Origin of the sequence: Paenibacillus sp. LjRoot153 (assembly GCF_964253085.1) — a bacterium.
Classification (GTDB): Bacteria; Bacillota; Bacilli; order Paenibacillales; family NBRC-103111; genus Paenibacillus_E.
In genome coordinates this window covers 3,488,390-3,505,184 of the sequence record NZ_CAXUQH020000001.1, presented here as the reverse complement: position 1 = coordinate 3,505,184, position 16,795 = coordinate 3,488,390, and the positions used below count along the sequence as shown (strand labels likewise).

Genomic DNA, 16,795 nt, shown 5'->3' with positions numbered 1-16,795 from the left:
GACTCCCTCCTCCCTAGTCATGTCAGTCTAGCTAAGATGACTTCAACCGTTTTTCTAGGGCAATAATTTCAATTGCAATTTGTGCAGCTCTAAGATGGTCTCCCTCGCGTACTGCGCGAGCTTGTTCTTCCTTCTTACGTTCAACTTCTTCTTGCATTGGAACTTTGCGAATTTGGCGAATATAGTCGTCAATCACTTGTTCGTTCATTCCATGACCAGCTCCCATCATAACGATGGAACTAGCCAAGCTCTCCAGCTGTTCGTCTTGCAGCATGGCAATGTATCGGCTTGCATCGGGCTCTAAATACTGAGCGTAGTAAGCATATAAATAAGCAGCTAAGACTGCGTGAGCTTCAACATTAAACTGGTCGCCCAATTGCGCTTCAACATGGGCACATACATCACGATCGTGCATCATTACGGCTAAAATCAAACGCTCTGCATTATGATATGCGGGTAGTAACGAAGGCGTTTTTTTCTTTGTTCGTTCCGCTGGTCTCCCATTATTCATAACATTATTCCACAGAATTGGTTTATTATCCCCATCTGGTCGGTTTTTTTCCGATTGCAATAAGATTTCATGGAGATCTAACTTCATGGCTTCATAGGAAGAATCCGGAAACTCTGAAGCTAACTGTTTGAGATAATGTTCGCGTTCCATAGGAGATTGCAATTGGCTAATTAATTTCACAGCGGATTGCAGATAACGTAATCGTTCACCGTCCTCATGCAATTTAAAATTTTTGCGGATATATAAGAGCTTATATTTCATCGATGGCACGGAAGCTCCAATAATCTCCCTTGCGAATCGGTCAAACCCATATTGACGAACGTAATCATCAGGATCTTTGCCATCTGGCAGCATAGCAACCGTGACTCGACTTCCGGTTTCTTCCAACAAAGGAATACTCTTGAAAGCAGCAGATTGTCCTGCATTATCACCATCATAGCAAATGACGATTTCATCCGCGTTGCGGTTCAGTAAGGCAGCATGCTCTTTGGTTAATGCCGTGCCCATCGTCGCAACACCATTGGTAATGCCCGCTTCCCACGCTTTGATCAAATCCACATACCCTTCAAAAATAACGGCTTGTTGAAGCTTTCGCATATTCGGCCGAGAAAGGTGCAGATTGTACAAAGTCCTACTTTTATTGAAAAGGATGGATTCGGGACTATTTAAATATTTGGGTTGCGCATCCCCCATAGCTCTGCCAGCAAATGCGATGACCTTGCCCGTAGAGTCGCAAATAGGGAACATGATACGTTCACGGAATTTGTCCACGTAGCCATGACCTTCATGTTTAGCGGAAATCAAACCGCCTTTTTCCATTAGAGCTAAATCAAATCCTCGTTTGTCCAATTGTTGAACGAGCGTGTCCCACATTAAGGGTGCGTAACCAATCTGAAACGTATCAATCAGCTTATCGGAGATCCCTCTAGAGGTTAGATAGCCTTTGGCCGCTTTACCTTGATCCGTATTACCCACGACATAATGATAGAATTTGGCAGCAAACTCATAAGCCTTTAAAAGGATAGCTTTTTCTTGCTGCTGCTCATTCTGCTCGTCAGATACCTCTTCCCAAGTTATTGGGATATCTGCATCTTCTGCAAGCTTCGTGATCGCTTCGGCAAAGCTTAAGCCCTCGATTTCCATAATGAAACGAATTAAGTTCCCGCCTGCCTGACAACCAAAGCAACGATAGATCTGTTTCTCTGGTGTAACAGTAAACGAAGGACTTTTCTCCGAGTGGAAAGGACATAGTCCCTTCATATAATGCCCTTGTTTGCTTAAATGTACGTGCCTGCCGATGATATCTACGATATCATGGCGCTTCAGTACAGCCTCAATAACCTCTTCAGGTATGCGTCCGTACCTCATTTTAATCCACCTACAATTCAGGTCGCTTTTCCGACTAATTACTATTCGCTACTTGTTTTCGATTTCCTGCAAATTTTTTAAAAGATTTGTCAAACCATGTAGAAAATTTTTGCGATCCGTCTCTGTAAAGGGTTTGGGCCCTTTCGTATGCTTACCATTTCTTCGCATTTTGGCGGAGGCATGGCGGCGTTCCAACAGATAATCAATCGAACTATCGGTATATTCCTGCCCCCGATTCGTCAAACAAATCGAACCCTTCGCTAGACCTAAAGCAGCGAGTCCAAAGTCTTGTGTTACCAGAATATCACCTGACCGAATCTGATTGGCAATATATAAATCGACAGATTGATCGGAACGATCTACTTGAACTACCTTCACACCTGGATTTTCCTTCATCTTATGATCGAATGAAGCAACTAGAACAACTTGTACACCAAACTGTCTACCTGCCTGCTCAATTTCCGACTTTACAGGACAAGCATCGGCATCAACGATAATACTTCTTACTCTCAAGTGTCAGCCCCTGCCTTTAGATGAAATCTCACCGTATTATTATATACGATGGACTTGCAAAAAATCCTGCAAGCCAGAACATAAAAGCTTACTAGATATGTTCAATGTGATCCATAATTAAACTCGCTGTTTCTTCAACAGCACGATTCGATACATCAAAGATGACACACCCGATTTTACTCATAATTTTATCAGCAAAATCCAGTTCTATTTTAATACGTTCTACATTCGCATAGGTTGCATTTTCTGCAAGTCCAAGTGTACGAAGCCGTTCCTGACGAATCACATTTAACTTATTAGGATCAATGCGTAAGCCAATAATCTTATCCTTTTGCACGGTATAAATGGCAGCAGGCGGCTGCATCTCCGGTACTAATGGCACATTCGCCACTTTCAATCTTTTGTGCGCTAAGTACATGGATAACGGTGTTTTGGACGTACGTGATACACCTAATAGAATAATATCGGCTTTCTGAATGCCGCTAAAATCTCGACCATCATCATATTTAACTGCAAATTCAACAGCTTCGACCTTCTTAAAATAGTCTTCATCCAGTGGATGGATCATCCCAGGTTGTCTACGCGGTTCTTGGCGCAAAGCGTTCCCTAGCGTCGTTACAACAGGTCCAAGTAAATCTATATAGGGAATATCATATTGTTTCGCTTTCGTAATTAAATCATCCCGCAGCTCGGGAATAACTAGTGTAAATACTACGATTCCGCCATGCGTTCGAATCCCATTGATCACTTTATCTATACCCTCGAAATCGTGAATAAACGGAGCACGTACGATTTCAACAGGTACTGGATGGAATTGCATAGCAGCTGCCCGAACGACAGATTCACCTGTTTCACCGACAGAATCCGAAACAACATAAACACGAGTAGGTTGTGGGTGTTCCATTATCCTAACCCCTTTCAGCAGGGACAGACCCTACACTAGCATTTGTATGTAAAGAACATCAGAACAGAACGACAGCATGAGAAAAACCTCACCGATATGCGGACAGCACAAGGGCGAGGTGTTTTCCACCAAATCATATCAAAGGGAGAATCACATGTCAAATGGACCCTTTTGACTTAAATATTGTATTTCTCCATTTGCTCAATAAAACCTCTTGATTTCCATTGTACACCGATATGAACGTCCATGTAAGCACGCATGCATTGCTTAAGCTGCTCTTTCGTCTCAGCTTTCACTTGAACAGAACCAAGTCTGCGCATATCCATTCTCGGAAAAAGTCTAAGCAGCTTATGTGCGCCTTCACCAATGGCAATTGCAGAGGCATCTTTAAAACGACAACGACTACATAACGTACCGCCCATATTTGGCCCAAAAGTCGTGATTCCAGCTGTTTCACCACAGGCAACACAGGCATCCGTTATTGGTAAATAGCCGGCTAGTTCAAACATTTTCATCTCATATAAATGGGTGACAATTTGCATGTCCTTATTTTCTTCGATCGCCATTAAACCAGCCTTGAGCTGTTCAAATAAGTAGTTATTACCTTCTTCATCACCCAGCATGCGATCCGTCATCTCCGCTAAATAAGAAGCATAGGCCGATTTATGTAAATCTTTGCGAAGGGCATGATGCGCCTCAATAATTTCGGCTCCGTTGAGAGATCCCATCTGACCTCGTTGTTTAAAAAAAACAAAATCGCCGTACGTAAACAGCTGCGTAACGGCGCCATGTTTGCTCTTCAGTTTCTTCGCACCGCGAGCCATCACTCCAACTTTCCCCAGCTCGGGGGTGAATAAACGAATAATTTTGTTGCCTTCTCCGTAGTCCATGCTACGAATGACTATACCTTGAACGCTATGCAGCAAATAGCTTCCCCCATGAATGCCGCTCTGAATACACGAATTCTTGCTGTCACATATTCAGACCATCGAGCGGCTCTTCGTTACTTTGATCCTCTTCTTGCACTTCCGAATCCATGCCAGGTTCTCCCGTTACTTGTTTGTACAGCAGATAGGCGTCCACATCACCGGTCTTTGAAAAATACGTCCACGAAAAATCTTTCATGTTCAGCATCCTCCCCATCGAACGTGATGTTCATAGGATGTGCATTAGGCGCCTCAGTATGCGATGTAAAAACTGGTACTCTTAGGAAAAAATGATTTACTCGTGACGGAAACCAAGATCGCGAAGGACTCTATCTTGATTTCTCCAGTCTTTCTTGACTTTTACCCATAATTCCAAGAAAGTTTTGGAGCCTAAAAGGGTTTCAATATCTCTACGGGCTTGTCGTCCAATTTCCTTCAGCAACGCACCTTGTTTACCGATGACGATTCCTTTTTGCGACTCACGCTCCACGAAAATAACCGCGGAGATATGAACGATCCCATTCGGTTCGACACGCATATCTTCAATCTGAACGGCAATAGAGTGTGGGATCTCTTCCCGTGTCATATGCAAAATTTTCTCACGCACAAGTTCCGCACAAACGAATTGCTCCGGGTGATCCGTAATCTGATCCGCAGGGTAGTATTGAGGTCCTTCCGGCAAATAGCGAATAATTTGTTCGAGAAGTGTCGTTACATTGTTCCCTTTCAATGCAGAAACAGGTACGATTTCAGCGAAATTGTACAGGTCTTTGTAATTCGTAATAATGGCAAGCAGTGCCTCAGGTTGAACGAGGTCGATTTTATTCAAGACTAAAATAACTGGCGTTTCAATATGCTTTAACTGCTCGATAATATAACGGTCTCCACCGCCAATACCATCTGCAACGTCAACCAAAAATAATACGGCATCTACTTCACCAAGTGTTCCATGAGCAACTTTACTCATGTAATCGCCTAGCTTAGACGTTGGTTTATGGATACCTGGTGTGTCTAGAAATACAATTTGTCCATTATCCGATGTATATACACCATGAATCTTATTTCTTGTTGTTTGAGGCTTATCCGACATGATCGCAATCTTTTGTCCGATAATTTGGTTCATTAATGTTGATTTTCCGACATTCGGGCGTCCGATAATCGCGACAAATCCTGATTTAAATTCTTTTTTGGCCACTTCTATTTTATCCTCCATTTGTGTGCAAATCTTTCGTTGTAAAAGCGCCTGGCAATAAAGCAGCCACCGTCGTTTGAACGAAAGCTCCTTTGAGATTACTCAAATAAACAGGCATTTCCGGTTCGCACAATTCAATTAATACTTGTCGACATACGCCGCATGGCGAAATCGGCCCTTCTGTATCTCCAGTTACCGCGATTGCTTGAAAAGATCCCCTCGGATGCCCATCTGCAATAGCACGGAATAACGCAGTTCTCTCAGCACAGTTCGTCGGTCCATAGGCAGCATTTTCGACATTACACCCTACATGCACGTGTCCATTCGCGTCCAATAACGCGGCACCGACCTGAAAGTTGGAATAAGGCGTATAGGCTCGCTTCATCGCTTCCTTTGCGATTTCAATGAGTTCTTGCGGATTCATAGCCATCCACCCTTTTATGAGAAATGTAAGTAATAGTTAAGTTATAGCATGTTTAAGCAGGAAAAAGCGAGGAGCGTCACGACAATGCCAATCATTGCTCCCAAAAAGAGTGCCGGGAACGGCCTTGTTTTCTTATCATACAAGACAATAAGGATAATAATAGACAGCGTGTACCCAAGTAACGCGGCTATCGTTTCTGTGACTAAAACCAAGATGACGGTAGCAATTGCAAAGGCAATCGCTGTTAATAAACTTGGTCTAACTAGTTTCCCTTTGTCCGAGAACCTTGTTTCAATCACGATGACTGTAAGCATGACAAGTGCAATTAAGATCCATATCGCACCCGCTGACATCGGTGTTTCTTGGAGTCTGGTGTGCCGTAACAATTGATCGATAGGCTCATAGAAAACAACTAAGCCGACAACGATTGCAAACATAGCAGACACCAATACGGACGCCGCGGCGACGTCCTTCGCAATTTTGGCTAACGGATGGCGGTCTGGCATAGCTAGATCCACCGTTTTCTCGACAGCCGTATTAATTAATTCCGTGACAATCATGAGTGTGACGGCCAACAAAATAAACAAAATATCAGTTTTGGATAAATGAACAAAAAGAGCTGCTAATAACACAAGAAACGCAACGGAAAAATGAAACTTCATATTTCGCTGCGTATCTAGTGCATATTTGATTCCTTCATAGGCATACCGAAAGCTTCTACGCCATTTACGGAAGCCGCCCGACATTAGCGTGTCAAGCCTGCCTTCTGTAAAATGTCCTCCTGTTTAGCGAACATCACTTTCTCTTCTTCTTCACTCTGGTGATCATATCCAATCAGATGCAAGAAGCCATGGACAAATAAGAAGCCAAGCTCACGTTCAACGGAATGACCATACTCTTCCGCTTGCGCAATTGCGCGTGGAACGGAAATGATAATATCGCCAAGCGGTTCGATGAACGCCTCTGATACGGTTTCACCTTCTTCAAGCTCTCCCTCAGAATCGTCACCATCATCTTCATAGTTAATTTGAATCTCGTCATCACCAAATTCACTCATGGCAAAGGATAGGACATCTGTAGGCTTGTCTAAATTGCGGTACTGCTTGTTCAAATCTTGGATCGTCTCGTCATCAACGAATGTGAGGGCAACTTCACCTTCAGTTACGCCTTCAATCTCACCTGCAAGCTTGAGAAGTTCCTCGAGCTTCTCAATGAACGCTGGCGAAATTTCTTTCTCTTCCTGCTCACTGCTCCATGCTAATGTCAAATCTACACTTGCCATAGGGATAAACCCTCCTTCTTATGCACCTGGCTTCTTAGCCGTTAATTCACTTGGATATTCAATGCGAGAATGGAAGATGCCTAACAAAGTTTCATTCAGCGTTTTGGCAATCTTATCAAGTTCCTTCAATGTGAGGTCACATTCGTTGAATTGACCATCGTCCAAGCGCGATTTAATAATTTTGGTTACCATGGAATCGATTTGTTCAAGGGTCGGGTTACGCAATGAACGTACCGCTGCCTCCACACTATCTGCAATTCCGACAATAGCCGCTTCCTTCGATTGTGCTTTAGGCCCAGGATAACGGAAATCTTCTTCACGTATCCCTTTCTCACTATTCTCTTCTTCAGCTTGCTTCTTCGCTTTATGATAGAAAAAGTGCAATAGCGTCGTCCCATGATGCTGTTCAGCGATATCGCGGATTGGCTTAGGCATTTTATAATCCTTCAACATATCAACACCATCGCGCGGATGCGCAATAATAATAGACTTGCTAAGATTCGGATCTATACGATCATGCGGATTCTCGATATTCGTTTGATTTTCAATAAAGTAGCTAGGCCGCTTGGTTTTGCCAATATCATGATAGTACGAACCTACCCGGCACAAAAGCCCGTCTGCTCCAATGGATTCAGCAGCCGCTTCGGAAAGGTTGCCTACCATCACACTGTGATGATACGTACCTGGTGTTTCTGTTAGCAGCTTGCGGAGCAGTGGATGATTCGGATTTGAAAGCTCGACCAGCTTAAGCGGGGACAGGATTCCGAAAGAAGCTTCAAAAAACGGAAGCAGCCCGATGACGAAAACGACCGTTACAAGTCCTCCAGCAGCAGCGAATGACAAGGACATAAGTACTTCTCTTTGTTGAAAGTGGTCTTCCATCAACAGCATCGCCGTTATCATTAACATGGAGAAAAAGGCGATCATAAGACCCGCTTTCAAAATAGTAGCACGTTGACTTGCACGTTGAATCGTAAATACACCGCTAAAACAAATAACTAAGCTAACTAAGCCAAACCGAAAATCGAATAACGAGTCGTGCTCCGTATTAAAAATAATACTCGCTATAATAGCGAATAACACGGATGAAATAAAAGCAAGAGGTGCATCCAACAAAATTGCGATCAAGATGCTGCCTAATGCTGTCGGAGCCAGATACCCGATAAATGGATAATCAAAATTCTGGAGAAGTGAAATAATTTTCATCCCAGCAATATTCATCACAAAAATCAGTACAAGCATGACCAGTTGTGAATTATTGTATTTGACCTGCAAGTTACTCTGTCTAACAAACATAAAGATCACAAATGATAATAGCGCACAAAGGATGCCAAGTCCAAGCTGAGGCAAATGATTCGCCTTATCCTTTAATAGCTTCAGCTTTTCTAACCGCGTGTATATTTCTTCCGTAATGACATCTCCAGCTTTAACCAGGACATCATTCTTATTAATATAAACGGTCTTCATATTGCCCCTTGCTTGACCTTTCGCATCATCGGTACCTTTTTGATCAAAAAATTTATTCGGGGTAATCAGCGCTCTGGCAATCTCGGTTACCATTTCACGGGATGTGTTCTTCGCTAACGTAGACGTGTTTACGACCTCAGCTACCTTTGCCCGGGCAGTCTGCGCATCCAGAATCTGATCATTCATGAGCTTAGTAACGATTTCTTTCGTCACGGGACGCATGTCCGCAAGGTCTTCCTTGGTCAACCGCGGCAGTTTAAAATAAATTTCCTCTGGAAGCGGATATTTCTGATCCGATAGACCAAGTTGAATTTGTTCCAGCAATAAATCGTTATATTGCCCGCTATTGCGCAATGTTTTGATGGCATCATTCGTCAAGTCACTTATAAGCTGCGGAATGACACGACGGTAAATGCTAACCTTATCATCGAACTTCACTTCTTCATCCGCATTGATCTGTGATAATTTATCAAAAATAGCATCACTAATGACTTCATTCTTGAGATTAACGATCCGATAAACAGGCTGAACGCGCTTAGCAGCATCTTCCTTGGCTTGCTCCGTTGCAACAGCGTTCTCAATCTGCTCAGGTGCATAAATCGTCTTCTCACTCTTCATACCCAACGTAATATCGAAAACTTGTGGAACGAGCTTAGCATACAGGGTGGCATAGAAAATCAATCCCAATATGAGAAACAAGAGTACTCTTAAGCCTGTATTGTATTTCCATCCGCTCAGCCGGTAATGAAATTTGCCCTTCATTTGCACTTCATTTTTCATTACGGAGGTCATTCCTCTCTATCTATCCAACCTAGCATCGTTACTTATCCATTTCAGCATTATAGGCAACAATTATTTTCTGAACGAGTGAATGACGTACAACATCGCCTTCATCAAAATAAATAAAGCCCAGTTCTTCAATACCACTTAGAATACGGGACGCTTCAACCAAACCAGAAGACTTCCCTCTAGGTAAATCAATCTGTGTCACATCGCCTGTAATGACCATTTTGGAACCGAAACCAAGCCTCGTTAGGAACATTTTCATTTGTTCTGGCGTCGTATTCTGCGCCTCATCCAGAATGATGAAGGAATCATCCAACGTACGCCCTCTCATATAGGCTAATGGAGCGATTTCGATGAGTCCGCGCTCTAGTGACTTCGCAACTTGCTCAGGCCCTAGGACGTCATTAAGAGCATCATACAATGGGCGTAAATAAGGGTCAACTTTTTCCTGTAAGTCCCCTGGTAGAAACCCCAAGCTTTCCCCTGCTTCGACGGCTGGACGGGTCAGTACAATGCGTTTTACTGCCCCTTCTTTCAATCGCGTCACGGCAAGAACAACAGCTAAATACGTCTTACCGGTCCCTGCTGGACCTATCCCAAAGACGATATCTTTCTTCTTGATCGTATCCACATACTTCTTCTGCCCAATCGTTTTGACACGAATCGGCTTTCCTTTATGTGTGGATGTAATTTCACCTTTGAATAAATCCAGTAATTGCTCTGCTTTCATTTGCTTCGCAAGTTCAATCGCATAGAGCACATCTCGCTCAGTTACCGTGTAATTATTGCGGATAAGCTGCAACAGAACTTCAAAGAGCTGCTGAAGTGAGTTCACTTCCGCAGCCCTGCCTTGAATAGTTATTTCGGCTTCGCGCGTAAAGATTTGAGCTTCAATTTCCCGTTCGATGACATGTAAGAATTTATCCTGCGGACCAAACAAAGCTAGTCCTTCATTTGGATTTTTTAATGTAATTTTTACAGATTGCGCATTTTCTATCAACAGGGCCTCATTCTCCTTGTGTCACAATTGGTTGTTCTTCAGCAATATTCTCTTCGACCTCAAAATGAACGTCTATATAAATTTTACCATTCTCTGTTTTTTCATGCAAAATTTTTTCTCCGACGATCCTCGCATCCTCGCCTGCAGCCCCTAATAATTTGGCTCTAGCTTGCTCGATACCCACCTTTTTCGCGTTCGCCGCTTCCACCGGCTCTTCAACGACATGTACCTCCATTATCTTCTCATGAAGCCAACCGAGAGGGATTGAAAATGAGCGCCAAGCTAGTGTTTTACGCTCAGGTATGGTTTCAAAATGTTCGAATTCCGTCTTCCCATACCCTGTAAGCTGCAGCGCTCTTGACCCTACTACGAGATAACTTCGATGTTCGGTTTCGCCTGTGAATACTTTATATTGTTTCGTAAGCGGGACTTCGATTCGTGAGGTATACCACACGACTCCTTTTATCTTACCATCTGCGACGACGATTTGACTATTTTGCTCATCACCAATCGTACCTGAGATCAAAATAGCCCCTTTGCGAACATACGTATTCGGTTTAACCATCGGCTTTCCTTTAACCGATTGAATTTCGGTCACGAGCGCACTTTTGGAAGCCACAATATTGCGCGGATTTTTCAATGGATCTTTTCGGGGGATGGTTGCCTCAACAACCTTAATTGTGATGTGCGTTCCTCGAATTTCGACGCCAACCCACGCAGCACTTGGCAGTTGCTGCTGAATAGCACGTGAGAGCTCCTCCGTCTTGTCCAACCTAAATTTCCACTGAAACTTATGAATGCCTTGCTTGGAGGCGGCCTGTAAAATTTCAGACGATGCAATTCGGTCATTGCCGTCCACCGTCACTTGCCACACCAATGACGTCAGCAGATAGAGACTAACAATGAAAGCAGCTATACCGCCAAACAAAACTTTCCTCCGACCAATTTTATCCATAAAAAATGGCAGCCCATAACGCTCCACCACATGTATTCTGCAGCCTGTCCGTTTCAAAAGCGGCCGAAGTCGGAAGAAATCCTTGATAAGGATGTACATCTCCAGCTTCCCATCTTTGCCAGCTTGAATATCCCAAATGGAGTAGCCACCCTCCACCATGGGACGAATCAACCTTTCGCTGTCCTTGCCTCTAATTTGTATGCGTACATAGCCACGCAAACGGGCAATGAATAGGGATTGTTTCATGACTCAGCCTCCAGTTCTCATTCGCACTACCACTACATTAAGGCATATATTTCACATGATCGATGATACCTTCAATGAATACCTCTTCTGAAAGAATCGCTCTAATGACCAATTGTTGGCCGCATACTTCCAGCGTTCCTTTCGCTAACTCCAGCTTCAAAATCTCACTGGAAAAATGCAGTACGCCCCGGTGATTCTCAACATAAAGCTGTACGTTGCCGATCATCGTGATTCGCGGCAAATCCTGTACAACATCTTGAGGAAGATCAAGGATCTTGGCCGTGAACTGGTTCCATTTGCGGGTCAAGCGACGCATAGCTGGGCAGTACCCCCTCTAACTAGAAGATCGAGAATGCAGAAAAGGCGCATAGACTTTCTACCAAATTATGCGACAGAAGCCGCTTTTATGCAGAATAAACCACTGCGCCGTCCTCTTTGGACGTATGCGTTTTACCAGAAATGCAGCCAACTTAATGATCGAAACCTAAGCATGCTTGTTTTTAACAAATGAGCACAAAAAAAACGCCTTTTCGCATTTGCAAAAGGGCGTTACATTACTTACTTTGTATCATCTACCGTATGGTTTTTTGGCGCGTGGCGGGCCTAATATCTCTGCCCAAACAACGCCTTGAAGAACTTGATCCCGATTCGGTCGATCTGGAAATTGACTTGCAGTTGAGATCTCGTCTGCATAAATAGGCGAACTCGCTGTTGTCACACTTTTCACCACTTGTGGTGTAAAGGGTGAAGGCTTCTGTTTCTGCGTTGCTGCAGTTGATTTACCAAGCCCAGACTGATTAAACTCGTCTCGTGTGCGTTCCGAACGACTGGATGGAGCTACTTGACCTTGCTGTACTTTCTTCGCTTCTACAGGCCTTCTAACGTCGCCTGGGCCGCTGCCAAAGGTCGGCATTCCTTTTCTTGCCGCACTTTGCTCAGCTCGCTTGCGTCTGCTTTGTATTTGATAGAAGAAGGTTAACGCAATAATGACCAAATACCAGTTCTTAAATAAGAATGCGATAAGCAGCTCCATTTGATCACCTCACAAATCTTATTCTTTTTCATTTTTTCCATCGTTTGTTTTACCTAAAGAGGAACGCATTTGCGTATCGGATTCAATATTTTTGAGATTCATATAATCCATGACTCCTAATTGACCATTTCGTAGAGCTTCAGCCATGGCAAGAGGTACTTGCGACTCCGATTCAACAACTTTAGCACGCATCTCAACGACTCGCGCCTTCATCTCTTGTTCAGCTGCAACAGCCATCGCGCGGCGTTCCTCTGCTTTCGCCTGGGCGATCCGTTTGTCTGCCTCCGCTTGCTCTGTTTGCAAATGTGCACCAATATTTTTACCAACATCGACATCCGCAATATCAATAGACAGAATTTCAAAAGCTGTCCCCGCATCCAATCCTTTGCCTAAAACTGTGCGAGAGATCATGTCTGGATTTTCTAAAACATCCTTATGAGATTCGCTGGAACCCACGGTTGTCACGATCCCCTCTCCGACGCGGGCAATAATCGTTTCTTCACCAGCCCCACCTACGAGTCGATCAATGTTCGCACGAACCGTTACCCTCGCGATTACCTTTACTTCAATTCCGTTTTTAGCTACGGCAGATACATTCGGCGTTTCAATTACGCGTGGATTTACACTCATTTGGACAGCTAGCAACACATCACGACCCGCCAAGTCAATAGCCGCCGCGCGCTCAAACTCCAAATGAATTTTTGCACGATGTGCAGCAATTAATGCGTTCACAACACGGTCAACGTTTCCGCCTGCTAGATAGTGACTTTCCAGTTGGTTCACACTAAGATCAATACCCGCTTTTGTTGCTTTAATCATTGGGTTCACAATGCGACTTGGTGTAACCCGACGGAGTCTCATCGCAATCAAGGTAATAATGCTGATTCTTACACCGGAAGCCAGCGCAGAAATCCATAGCATGACCGGAACCACACTGAGTAAAATCGATAACACGATAATAATGATCGCTGCAAGCAGCACCAAATATAAGCCTGGTTCAATCGTCATTTGTTTGTATCCTCCTAATTATTCGATTGGTCATCCACAGCTTTCACTACAACACGAACTCCTTCAACTTCTACAACGATAATTGCTTTATTGACCGCAATAAAACTACCATGCGTTACAACATCAACACGCTCTCCTTGAATCAATGCTGTACCTGCTGGTCGTAATGGCGTTATGGCTTCACCCGTCAAACCAACTAAATGAGATCGATCGGGGCTCGATGTAAAGCCCTTGCTCGTGGTTAGCTGCTCCTTCAGAATGAAACGGTTCCAAATGCCGCGATGTTTAAACGTCCTAATTGCTGCAATGATAACCACAATGGCGACTAGCAATGCAATAATTAACATGAACGCTGCTTCCTTAGGATCTGAAGAAGCCATCAGTACGCCGCCAAATAGGCAAATCGCCCCTAGAACACTTAGAATACCGAAGCTAGGCACAACCAATTCTAAAATTAAGAGAACCAAACCAAGTCCCAAGACGGCTAAGTCGCCAAAACTCGCAAAACCAGCTAAGTAAAAACCTAAGAAATATAAACCAAAGCCAGCAACCCCCGCCAAGGCCAACAATCCACTACTGAAAAAAAGCAGCTCAAGCGCAATCCCAATAATCCCAACCATCAATAATACGGTACCTGTCACAGGGTGAGTCAGAAACGCGGATAGATTATCAAGAAACATCGTCGTTCACTCCTTCCCGTCATACTTCGTACTCAAAAGGTATGTACGTATTAAATTATGAACTGTTTCGGAAAATATTAGAAATATTAAAAAATTACCTCAAGATAGAAAAAAGACCGAGCAGAATGATCCACTCGGTCTTCACAAAACATATTTGGTATTAACCTAATAATTGTTGAACTAACTGATTGATAAGTTTACCATCAGCGCGTCCTTTAACCTGAGGCATCAATGCCGTCATCACTTTGCCCATATCCGCTTTGGAAGAAGCACCAATTTGCTGGATGGTCTGCTGTACAATGGCTTTCACTTCTTCCTCAGAAAGCTGTTGCGGCATGTACTCAGCTAGAATAACAAGTTCAGCCTTCAGGTTGTCGGCTAGATCATCACGACCTGCCTTGGCAAATTCTTGGAGGGAATCCTTACGCTGTTTGATCTCACGAGTTAGAACATCAAGCACTTCATTGTCGTCTAAGGGTCTTTTCAGATCAATCTCAGAATTCTTAATCGTAGAACGTACCATTCGAATTACAGAGAGCTTAAACTTGTCCTGACTCTTCATCGCTTGTTTCATATCTTCGTTCAATCGATCGCTTAAGCTCATGTTGCCTCCTAGAACTTTCTTTTACGAGCAGCCTCAGATTTAAGCTTACGCTTAACGCTAGGCTTGTCATAATGCTTACGTTTCTTAACTTCTGCAAGAACGCCATCCTTAGCGATGGAACGCTTAAAGCGACGAAGTGCAGCATCTATAGTTTCGTTCTTACGAACTCGAGTTTCTGACAACAGTTTTCCCTCCCTCCGAACAGACCATCTAAGACAAAACGGTTCATCAAATCTCATTATAGGTGATAGTAATTAGGGTGTCAATCGCAAAACTGATCTTTCCTACTAGAAAGATTAGTTATGGACCCCAAGCGGTGCCAATCTAGCACCTGCCATCAAATGATAATGCAAATGGTGAACAATTTGACCAGCGTTTGCTCCAATGTTCGTGATCACACGATAACCGGATTCTTCTACCTCTAGCTCTCTAGCAATTTGCGCAGCCACACGCTGCATTTGCCCCACGACTGCCCAATCTTCCGGCTGTCCTGCCGCTAAAGAAGCAAAGTGTTTCTTCGGAATGATCAGGACATGAATCGGTGCTGCAGGCTGAATATCATGAAAAGCTATAATCTGCTCATCTTCATAGACTTTCTTAGAAGGAAGCTCCCCTGCAATGATTTTACAAAAAATACAATCACTCATTGATCCATTCGTCCTCCCGACATTGTTATCCTACTTACCTTTAAGTTTATCGGAAAGCGCTCAAAAAATCCAATCCAAATCTTATCGAAATTAGCGATGAGGTTGACTTTTGAGGGATTGATGGATCTTCTTCCATTTTGCTTTCTCAGCTGCTTGAAGCCCTTTGTCTTCTTTGCGAGCCAAATATGCCAGTTCCTTCTGTAATTTCACATAACTCTGAAAACGCTCCGCGGACAAAGCTCCCGAATCTAGCGCGGATTTCACCGCACATTTCGGTTCATTCTCGTGCTTACAATCTTGAAAGAAGCATTGCTCCGCAAATTCCTCAATATCCTGAAAGGATGTACTCAACCCCTCGGAAGCGCTCCAAAGCTGCAGCTCCCTCATCCCTGGGGTATCGATTAAAATACCGCCATCCGGCAATAAAATCAGCTCACGATGCGTTGTCGTATGCTTTCCTTTGTCATCTCCTGATCGAATATCTCCTGTGTTCAAAATATCTCTGCCATAAATACGGTTCACCAAGGTAGATTTTCCTACACCTGACGACCCTAGCAGCGCAACTGTTTGTCCGCGAGTCATATAGCTAGCAAGTTCTTCTAAGCCACGATTTTCGGCTGAGCTAATAATATGAATGGGTACACCAATGGCAACAGCCGCCACTTCAGCAGCCAGCTCATCTGGATTAGCGCATAGATCAGACTTGCTTAATACGATGACAGGATTAGCGCCGCTCTCCCATGCTAGGACTAAGTAGCGCTCTATTCGGCGAACATTATAATCTTGATTCAAAGCGTTTACAAGAAATACGGTATCTACATTGGTTGCAACAATTTGCTCTTCCGTGACTTGTCCCGCCACTTTACGGGAAAACTTACTTTTACGAGGAAGCACGGCATGGATCACAGCACGCTGCTCCCCTTCTCGGATTGATAGCACTACCCAATCCCCTACCGCAGGGTAATCCTCGCGACGTAGAGCTTGGTGACGCATTTTACCAGATACTTCAGCTAACACTTCGCCAACTTCCGTCTGAACGCGATACATATGTTTATGTTCTAAGGAGACGCGGCCTGCGACAAATCCTTCTTCGTTTAGAAAGGGTTCAAATGCTTTTTCAAAACTTACATGCCATCCTAAATCTGCTTTATTCAAGTCCATATTACATCCTCTCAAGGTGTTCTAATGTGAAGTATATACCGATCTGATTAGCCTCACACGGGAAAGAATGATTTAGATTATTTAATCC

20 protein-coding genes are annotated in these 16,795 nt (G+C 43.7%); all 20 read right to left on the bottom strand.

The window, feature by feature from the left end; all coding sequences use genetic code 11:
* Positions 1–31: 31 nt before the first annotated feature.
* Entirely contained in the window at positions 32–1,879 is a 1,848-nt protein-coding gene (dnaG, locus tag ACSQ8P_RS14600; protein ID WP_436235860.1) for a DNA primase, read from the bottom strand.
* Positions 1,880–1,927: 48 nt separating this feature from the next.
* Positions 1,928–2,392, bottom strand: coding sequence for a YaiI/YqxD family protein (locus ACSQ8P_RS14595; protein WP_436235859.1), 465 nt, complete (start codon positions 2,390–2,392; stop codon positions 1,928–1,930).
* A gap of 91 nt (positions 2,393–2,483) precedes the next feature.
* On the bottom strand, positions 2,484–3,296 hold the full coding sequence (locus tag ACSQ8P_RS14590) for a pyruvate, water dikinase regulatory protein (RefSeq protein WP_436235858.1): 813 nt from the start codon (positions 3,294–3,296) through the stop codon (positions 2,484–2,486).
* Positions 3,297–3,472: 176 nt separating this feature from the next.
* Positions 3,473–4,222 carry a DNA repair protein RecO gene (gene recO / locus ACSQ8P_RS14585; protein ID WP_436235857.1) on the bottom strand — a complete coding sequence of 250 codons (750 nt, stop codon included), beginning with the start codon at positions 4,220–4,222 and terminating at the stop codon, positions 3,473–3,475.
* Positions 4,223–4,268: 46 nt separating this feature from the next.
* A complete protein-coding gene (locus tag ACSQ8P_RS14580) occupies positions 4,269–4,421 on the bottom strand; it encodes a YqzL family protein (RefSeq protein ID WP_082593664.1) in 153 nt (50 codons plus the stop codon).
* Positions 4,422–4,517: 96 nt separating this feature from the next.
* Complete coding sequence (gene era, locus ACSQ8P_RS14575) at positions 4,518–5,417, bottom strand: GTPase Era (protein ID WP_056609724.1); 900 nt, start codon at positions 5,415–5,417, stop codon at positions 4,518–4,520.
* A gap of 7 nt (positions 5,418–5,424) precedes the next feature.
* On the bottom strand, positions 5,425–5,838 hold the full coding sequence (cdd, locus tag ACSQ8P_RS14570) for a cytidine deaminase (protein ID WP_436235856.1): 414 nt from the start codon (positions 5,836–5,838) through the stop codon (positions 5,425–5,427).
* Positions 5,839–5,879: 41 nt separating this feature from the next.
* Positions 5,880–6,584 carry a diacylglycerol kinase gene (locus ACSQ8P_RS14565; protein ID WP_436235855.1) on the bottom strand — a complete coding sequence of 235 codons (705 nt, stop codon included), beginning with the start codon at positions 6,582–6,584 and terminating at the stop codon, positions 5,880–5,882.
* Complete coding sequence (gene ybeY, locus ACSQ8P_RS14560; protein ID WP_436235854.1) at positions 6,584–7,120, bottom strand: rRNA maturation RNase YbeY; 537 nt, start codon at positions 7,118–7,120, stop codon at positions 6,584–6,586. The genes ACSQ8P_RS14565 and ybeY overlap by 1 nt, the downstream gene beginning before the upstream one ends.
* A gap of 18 nt (positions 7,121–7,138) precedes the next feature.
* Positions 7,139–9,367 (bottom strand): HD family phosphohydrolase, encoded by a 2,229-nt coding sequence (locus ACSQ8P_RS14555; RefSeq protein ID WP_436235853.1) that lies wholly within the window; start codon positions 9,365–9,367, stop codon positions 7,139–7,141.
* A 40-nt stretch (positions 9,368–9,407) separates the two neighbouring features.
* The gene (locus ACSQ8P_RS14550; protein ID WP_436235852.1) at positions 9,408–10,373 is read right to left on the bottom strand and encodes a PhoH family protein; all 966 of its coding nucleotides are present in this window, start codon (positions 10,371–10,373) and stop codon (positions 9,408–9,410) included.
* A 7-nt stretch (positions 10,374–10,380) separates the two neighbouring features.
* Positions 10,381–11,574 (bottom strand): sporulation protein YqfD, encoded by a 1,194-nt coding sequence (yqfD, locus tag ACSQ8P_RS14545; RefSeq protein WP_436235851.1) that lies wholly within the window; start codon positions 11,572–11,574, stop codon positions 10,381–10,383.
* Positions 11,575–11,611: 37 nt separating this feature from the next.
* Positions 11,612–11,890 (bottom strand): sporulation protein YqfC, encoded by a 279-nt coding sequence (gene yqfC / locus ACSQ8P_RS14540; protein WP_056609736.1) that lies wholly within the window; start codon positions 11,888–11,890, stop codon positions 11,612–11,614.
* A gap of 252 nt (positions 11,891–12,142) precedes the next feature.
* Positions 12,143–12,607: a hypothetical protein gene (locus ACSQ8P_RS14535; RefSeq protein ID WP_436235850.1), complete on the bottom strand. Its 465-nt coding sequence runs from the start codon at positions 12,605–12,607 to the stop codon at positions 12,143–12,145.
* A gap of 18 nt (positions 12,608–12,625) precedes the next feature.
* Positions 12,626–13,615, bottom strand: a complete 990-nt coding sequence (floA, locus tag ACSQ8P_RS14530) for a flotillin-like protein FloA (protein WP_436235849.1) — start codon at positions 13,613–13,615, stop codon at positions 12,626–12,628.
* Between the two features lie 14 nt (positions 13,616–13,629).
* Positions 13,630–14,295 (bottom strand): NfeD family protein, encoded by a 666-nt coding sequence (locus tag ACSQ8P_RS14525; protein ID WP_436235848.1) that lies wholly within the window; start codon positions 14,293–14,295, stop codon positions 13,630–13,632.
* Positions 14,296–14,455: 160 nt separating this feature from the next.
* Positions 14,456–14,899 carry a GatB/YqeY domain-containing protein gene (locus ACSQ8P_RS14520; RefSeq protein WP_436235847.1) on the bottom strand — a complete coding sequence of 148 codons (444 nt, stop codon included), beginning with the start codon at positions 14,897–14,899 and terminating at the stop codon, positions 14,456–14,458.
* Positions 14,900–14,907: 8 nt separating this feature from the next.
* Positions 14,908–15,081, bottom strand: a complete 174-nt coding sequence (gene rpsU, locus ACSQ8P_RS14515) for a 30S ribosomal protein S21 (RefSeq protein WP_028558020.1) — start codon at positions 15,079–15,081, stop codon at positions 14,908–14,910.
* Positions 15,082–15,195: 114 nt separating this feature from the next.
* Positions 15,196–15,546: a histidine triad nucleotide-binding protein gene (locus ACSQ8P_RS14510; protein WP_436235846.1), complete on the bottom strand. Its 351-nt coding sequence runs from the start codon at positions 15,544–15,546 to the stop codon at positions 15,196–15,198.
* 90 nt (positions 15,547–15,636) lie between these two features.
* Positions 15,637–16,707 carry a ribosome small subunit-dependent GTPase A gene (rsgA, locus tag ACSQ8P_RS14505; RefSeq protein WP_436235845.1) on the bottom strand — a complete coding sequence of 357 codons (1,071 nt, stop codon included), beginning with the start codon at positions 16,705–16,707 and terminating at the stop codon, positions 15,637–15,639.
* Between the last annotated feature and the right edge of the window lie 88 nt (positions 16,708–16,795).

Excerpts from the sequence above, each read along its gene's own strand:
- dnaG (WP_436235860.1), bottom strand. The coding sequence starts at position 1,879 with ATGAGGTACGGACGCATACCTGAAGAGGTTATTGAGGCTGTACTGAAG.
- ACSQ8P_RS14590 (WP_436235858.1), bottom strand. The coding sequence starts at position 3,296 with ATGGAACACCCACAACCTACTCGTGTTTATGTTGTTTCGGATTCTGTC.
- ACSQ8P_RS14580 (WP_082593664.1), bottom strand. The coding sequence starts at position 4,421 with ATGAAAGATTTTTCGTGGACGTATTTTTCAAAGACCGGTGATGTGGAC.
- cdd (WP_436235856.1), bottom strand. The coding sequence starts at position 5,838 with ATGAATCCGCAAGAACTCATTGAAATCGCAAAGGAAGCGATGAAGCGA.
- ACSQ8P_RS14565 (WP_436235855.1), bottom strand. The coding sequence starts at position 6,584 with ATGTCGGGCGGCTTCCGTAAATGGCGTAGAAGCTTTCGGTATGCCTAT.
- ybeY (WP_436235854.1), bottom strand. The coding sequence starts at position 7,120 with ATGGCAAGTGTAGATTTGACATTAGCATGGAGCAGTGAGCAGGAAGAG.
- ACSQ8P_RS14555 (WP_436235853.1), bottom strand. The coding sequence starts at position 9,367 with ATGAAAAATGAAGTGCAAATGAAGGGCAAATTTCATTACCGGCTGAGC.
- yqfD (WP_436235851.1), bottom strand. The coding sequence starts at position 11,574 with ATGAAACAATCCCTATTCATTGCCCGTTTGCGTGGCTATGTACGCATA.
- yqfC (WP_056609736.1), bottom strand. The coding sequence starts at position 11,890 with ATGCGTCGCTTGACCCGCAAATGGAACCAGTTCACGGCCAAGATCCTT.
- ACSQ8P_RS14535 (WP_436235850.1), bottom strand. The coding sequence starts at position 12,607 with ATGGAGCTGCTTATCGCATTCTTATTTAAGAACTGGTATTTGGTCATT.
- floA (WP_436235849.1), bottom strand. The coding sequence starts at position 13,615 with ATGACGATTGAACCAGGCTTATATTTGGTGCTGCTTGCAGCGATCATT.
- ACSQ8P_RS14525 (WP_436235848.1), bottom strand. The coding sequence starts at position 14,295 with ATGTTTCTTGATAATCTATCCGCGTTTCTGACTCACCCTGTGACAGGT.
- ACSQ8P_RS14520 (WP_436235847.1), bottom strand. The coding sequence starts at position 14,899 with ATGAGCTTAAGCGATCGATTGAACGAAGATATGAAACAAGCGATGAAG.
- ACSQ8P_RS14510 (WP_436235846.1), bottom strand. The coding sequence starts at position 15,546 with ATGAGTGATTGTATTTTTTGTAAAATCATTGCAGGGGAGCTTCCTTCT.
- rsgA (WP_436235845.1), bottom strand. The coding sequence starts at position 16,707 with ATGGACTTGAATAAAGCAGATTTAGGATGGCATGTAAGTTTTGAAAAA.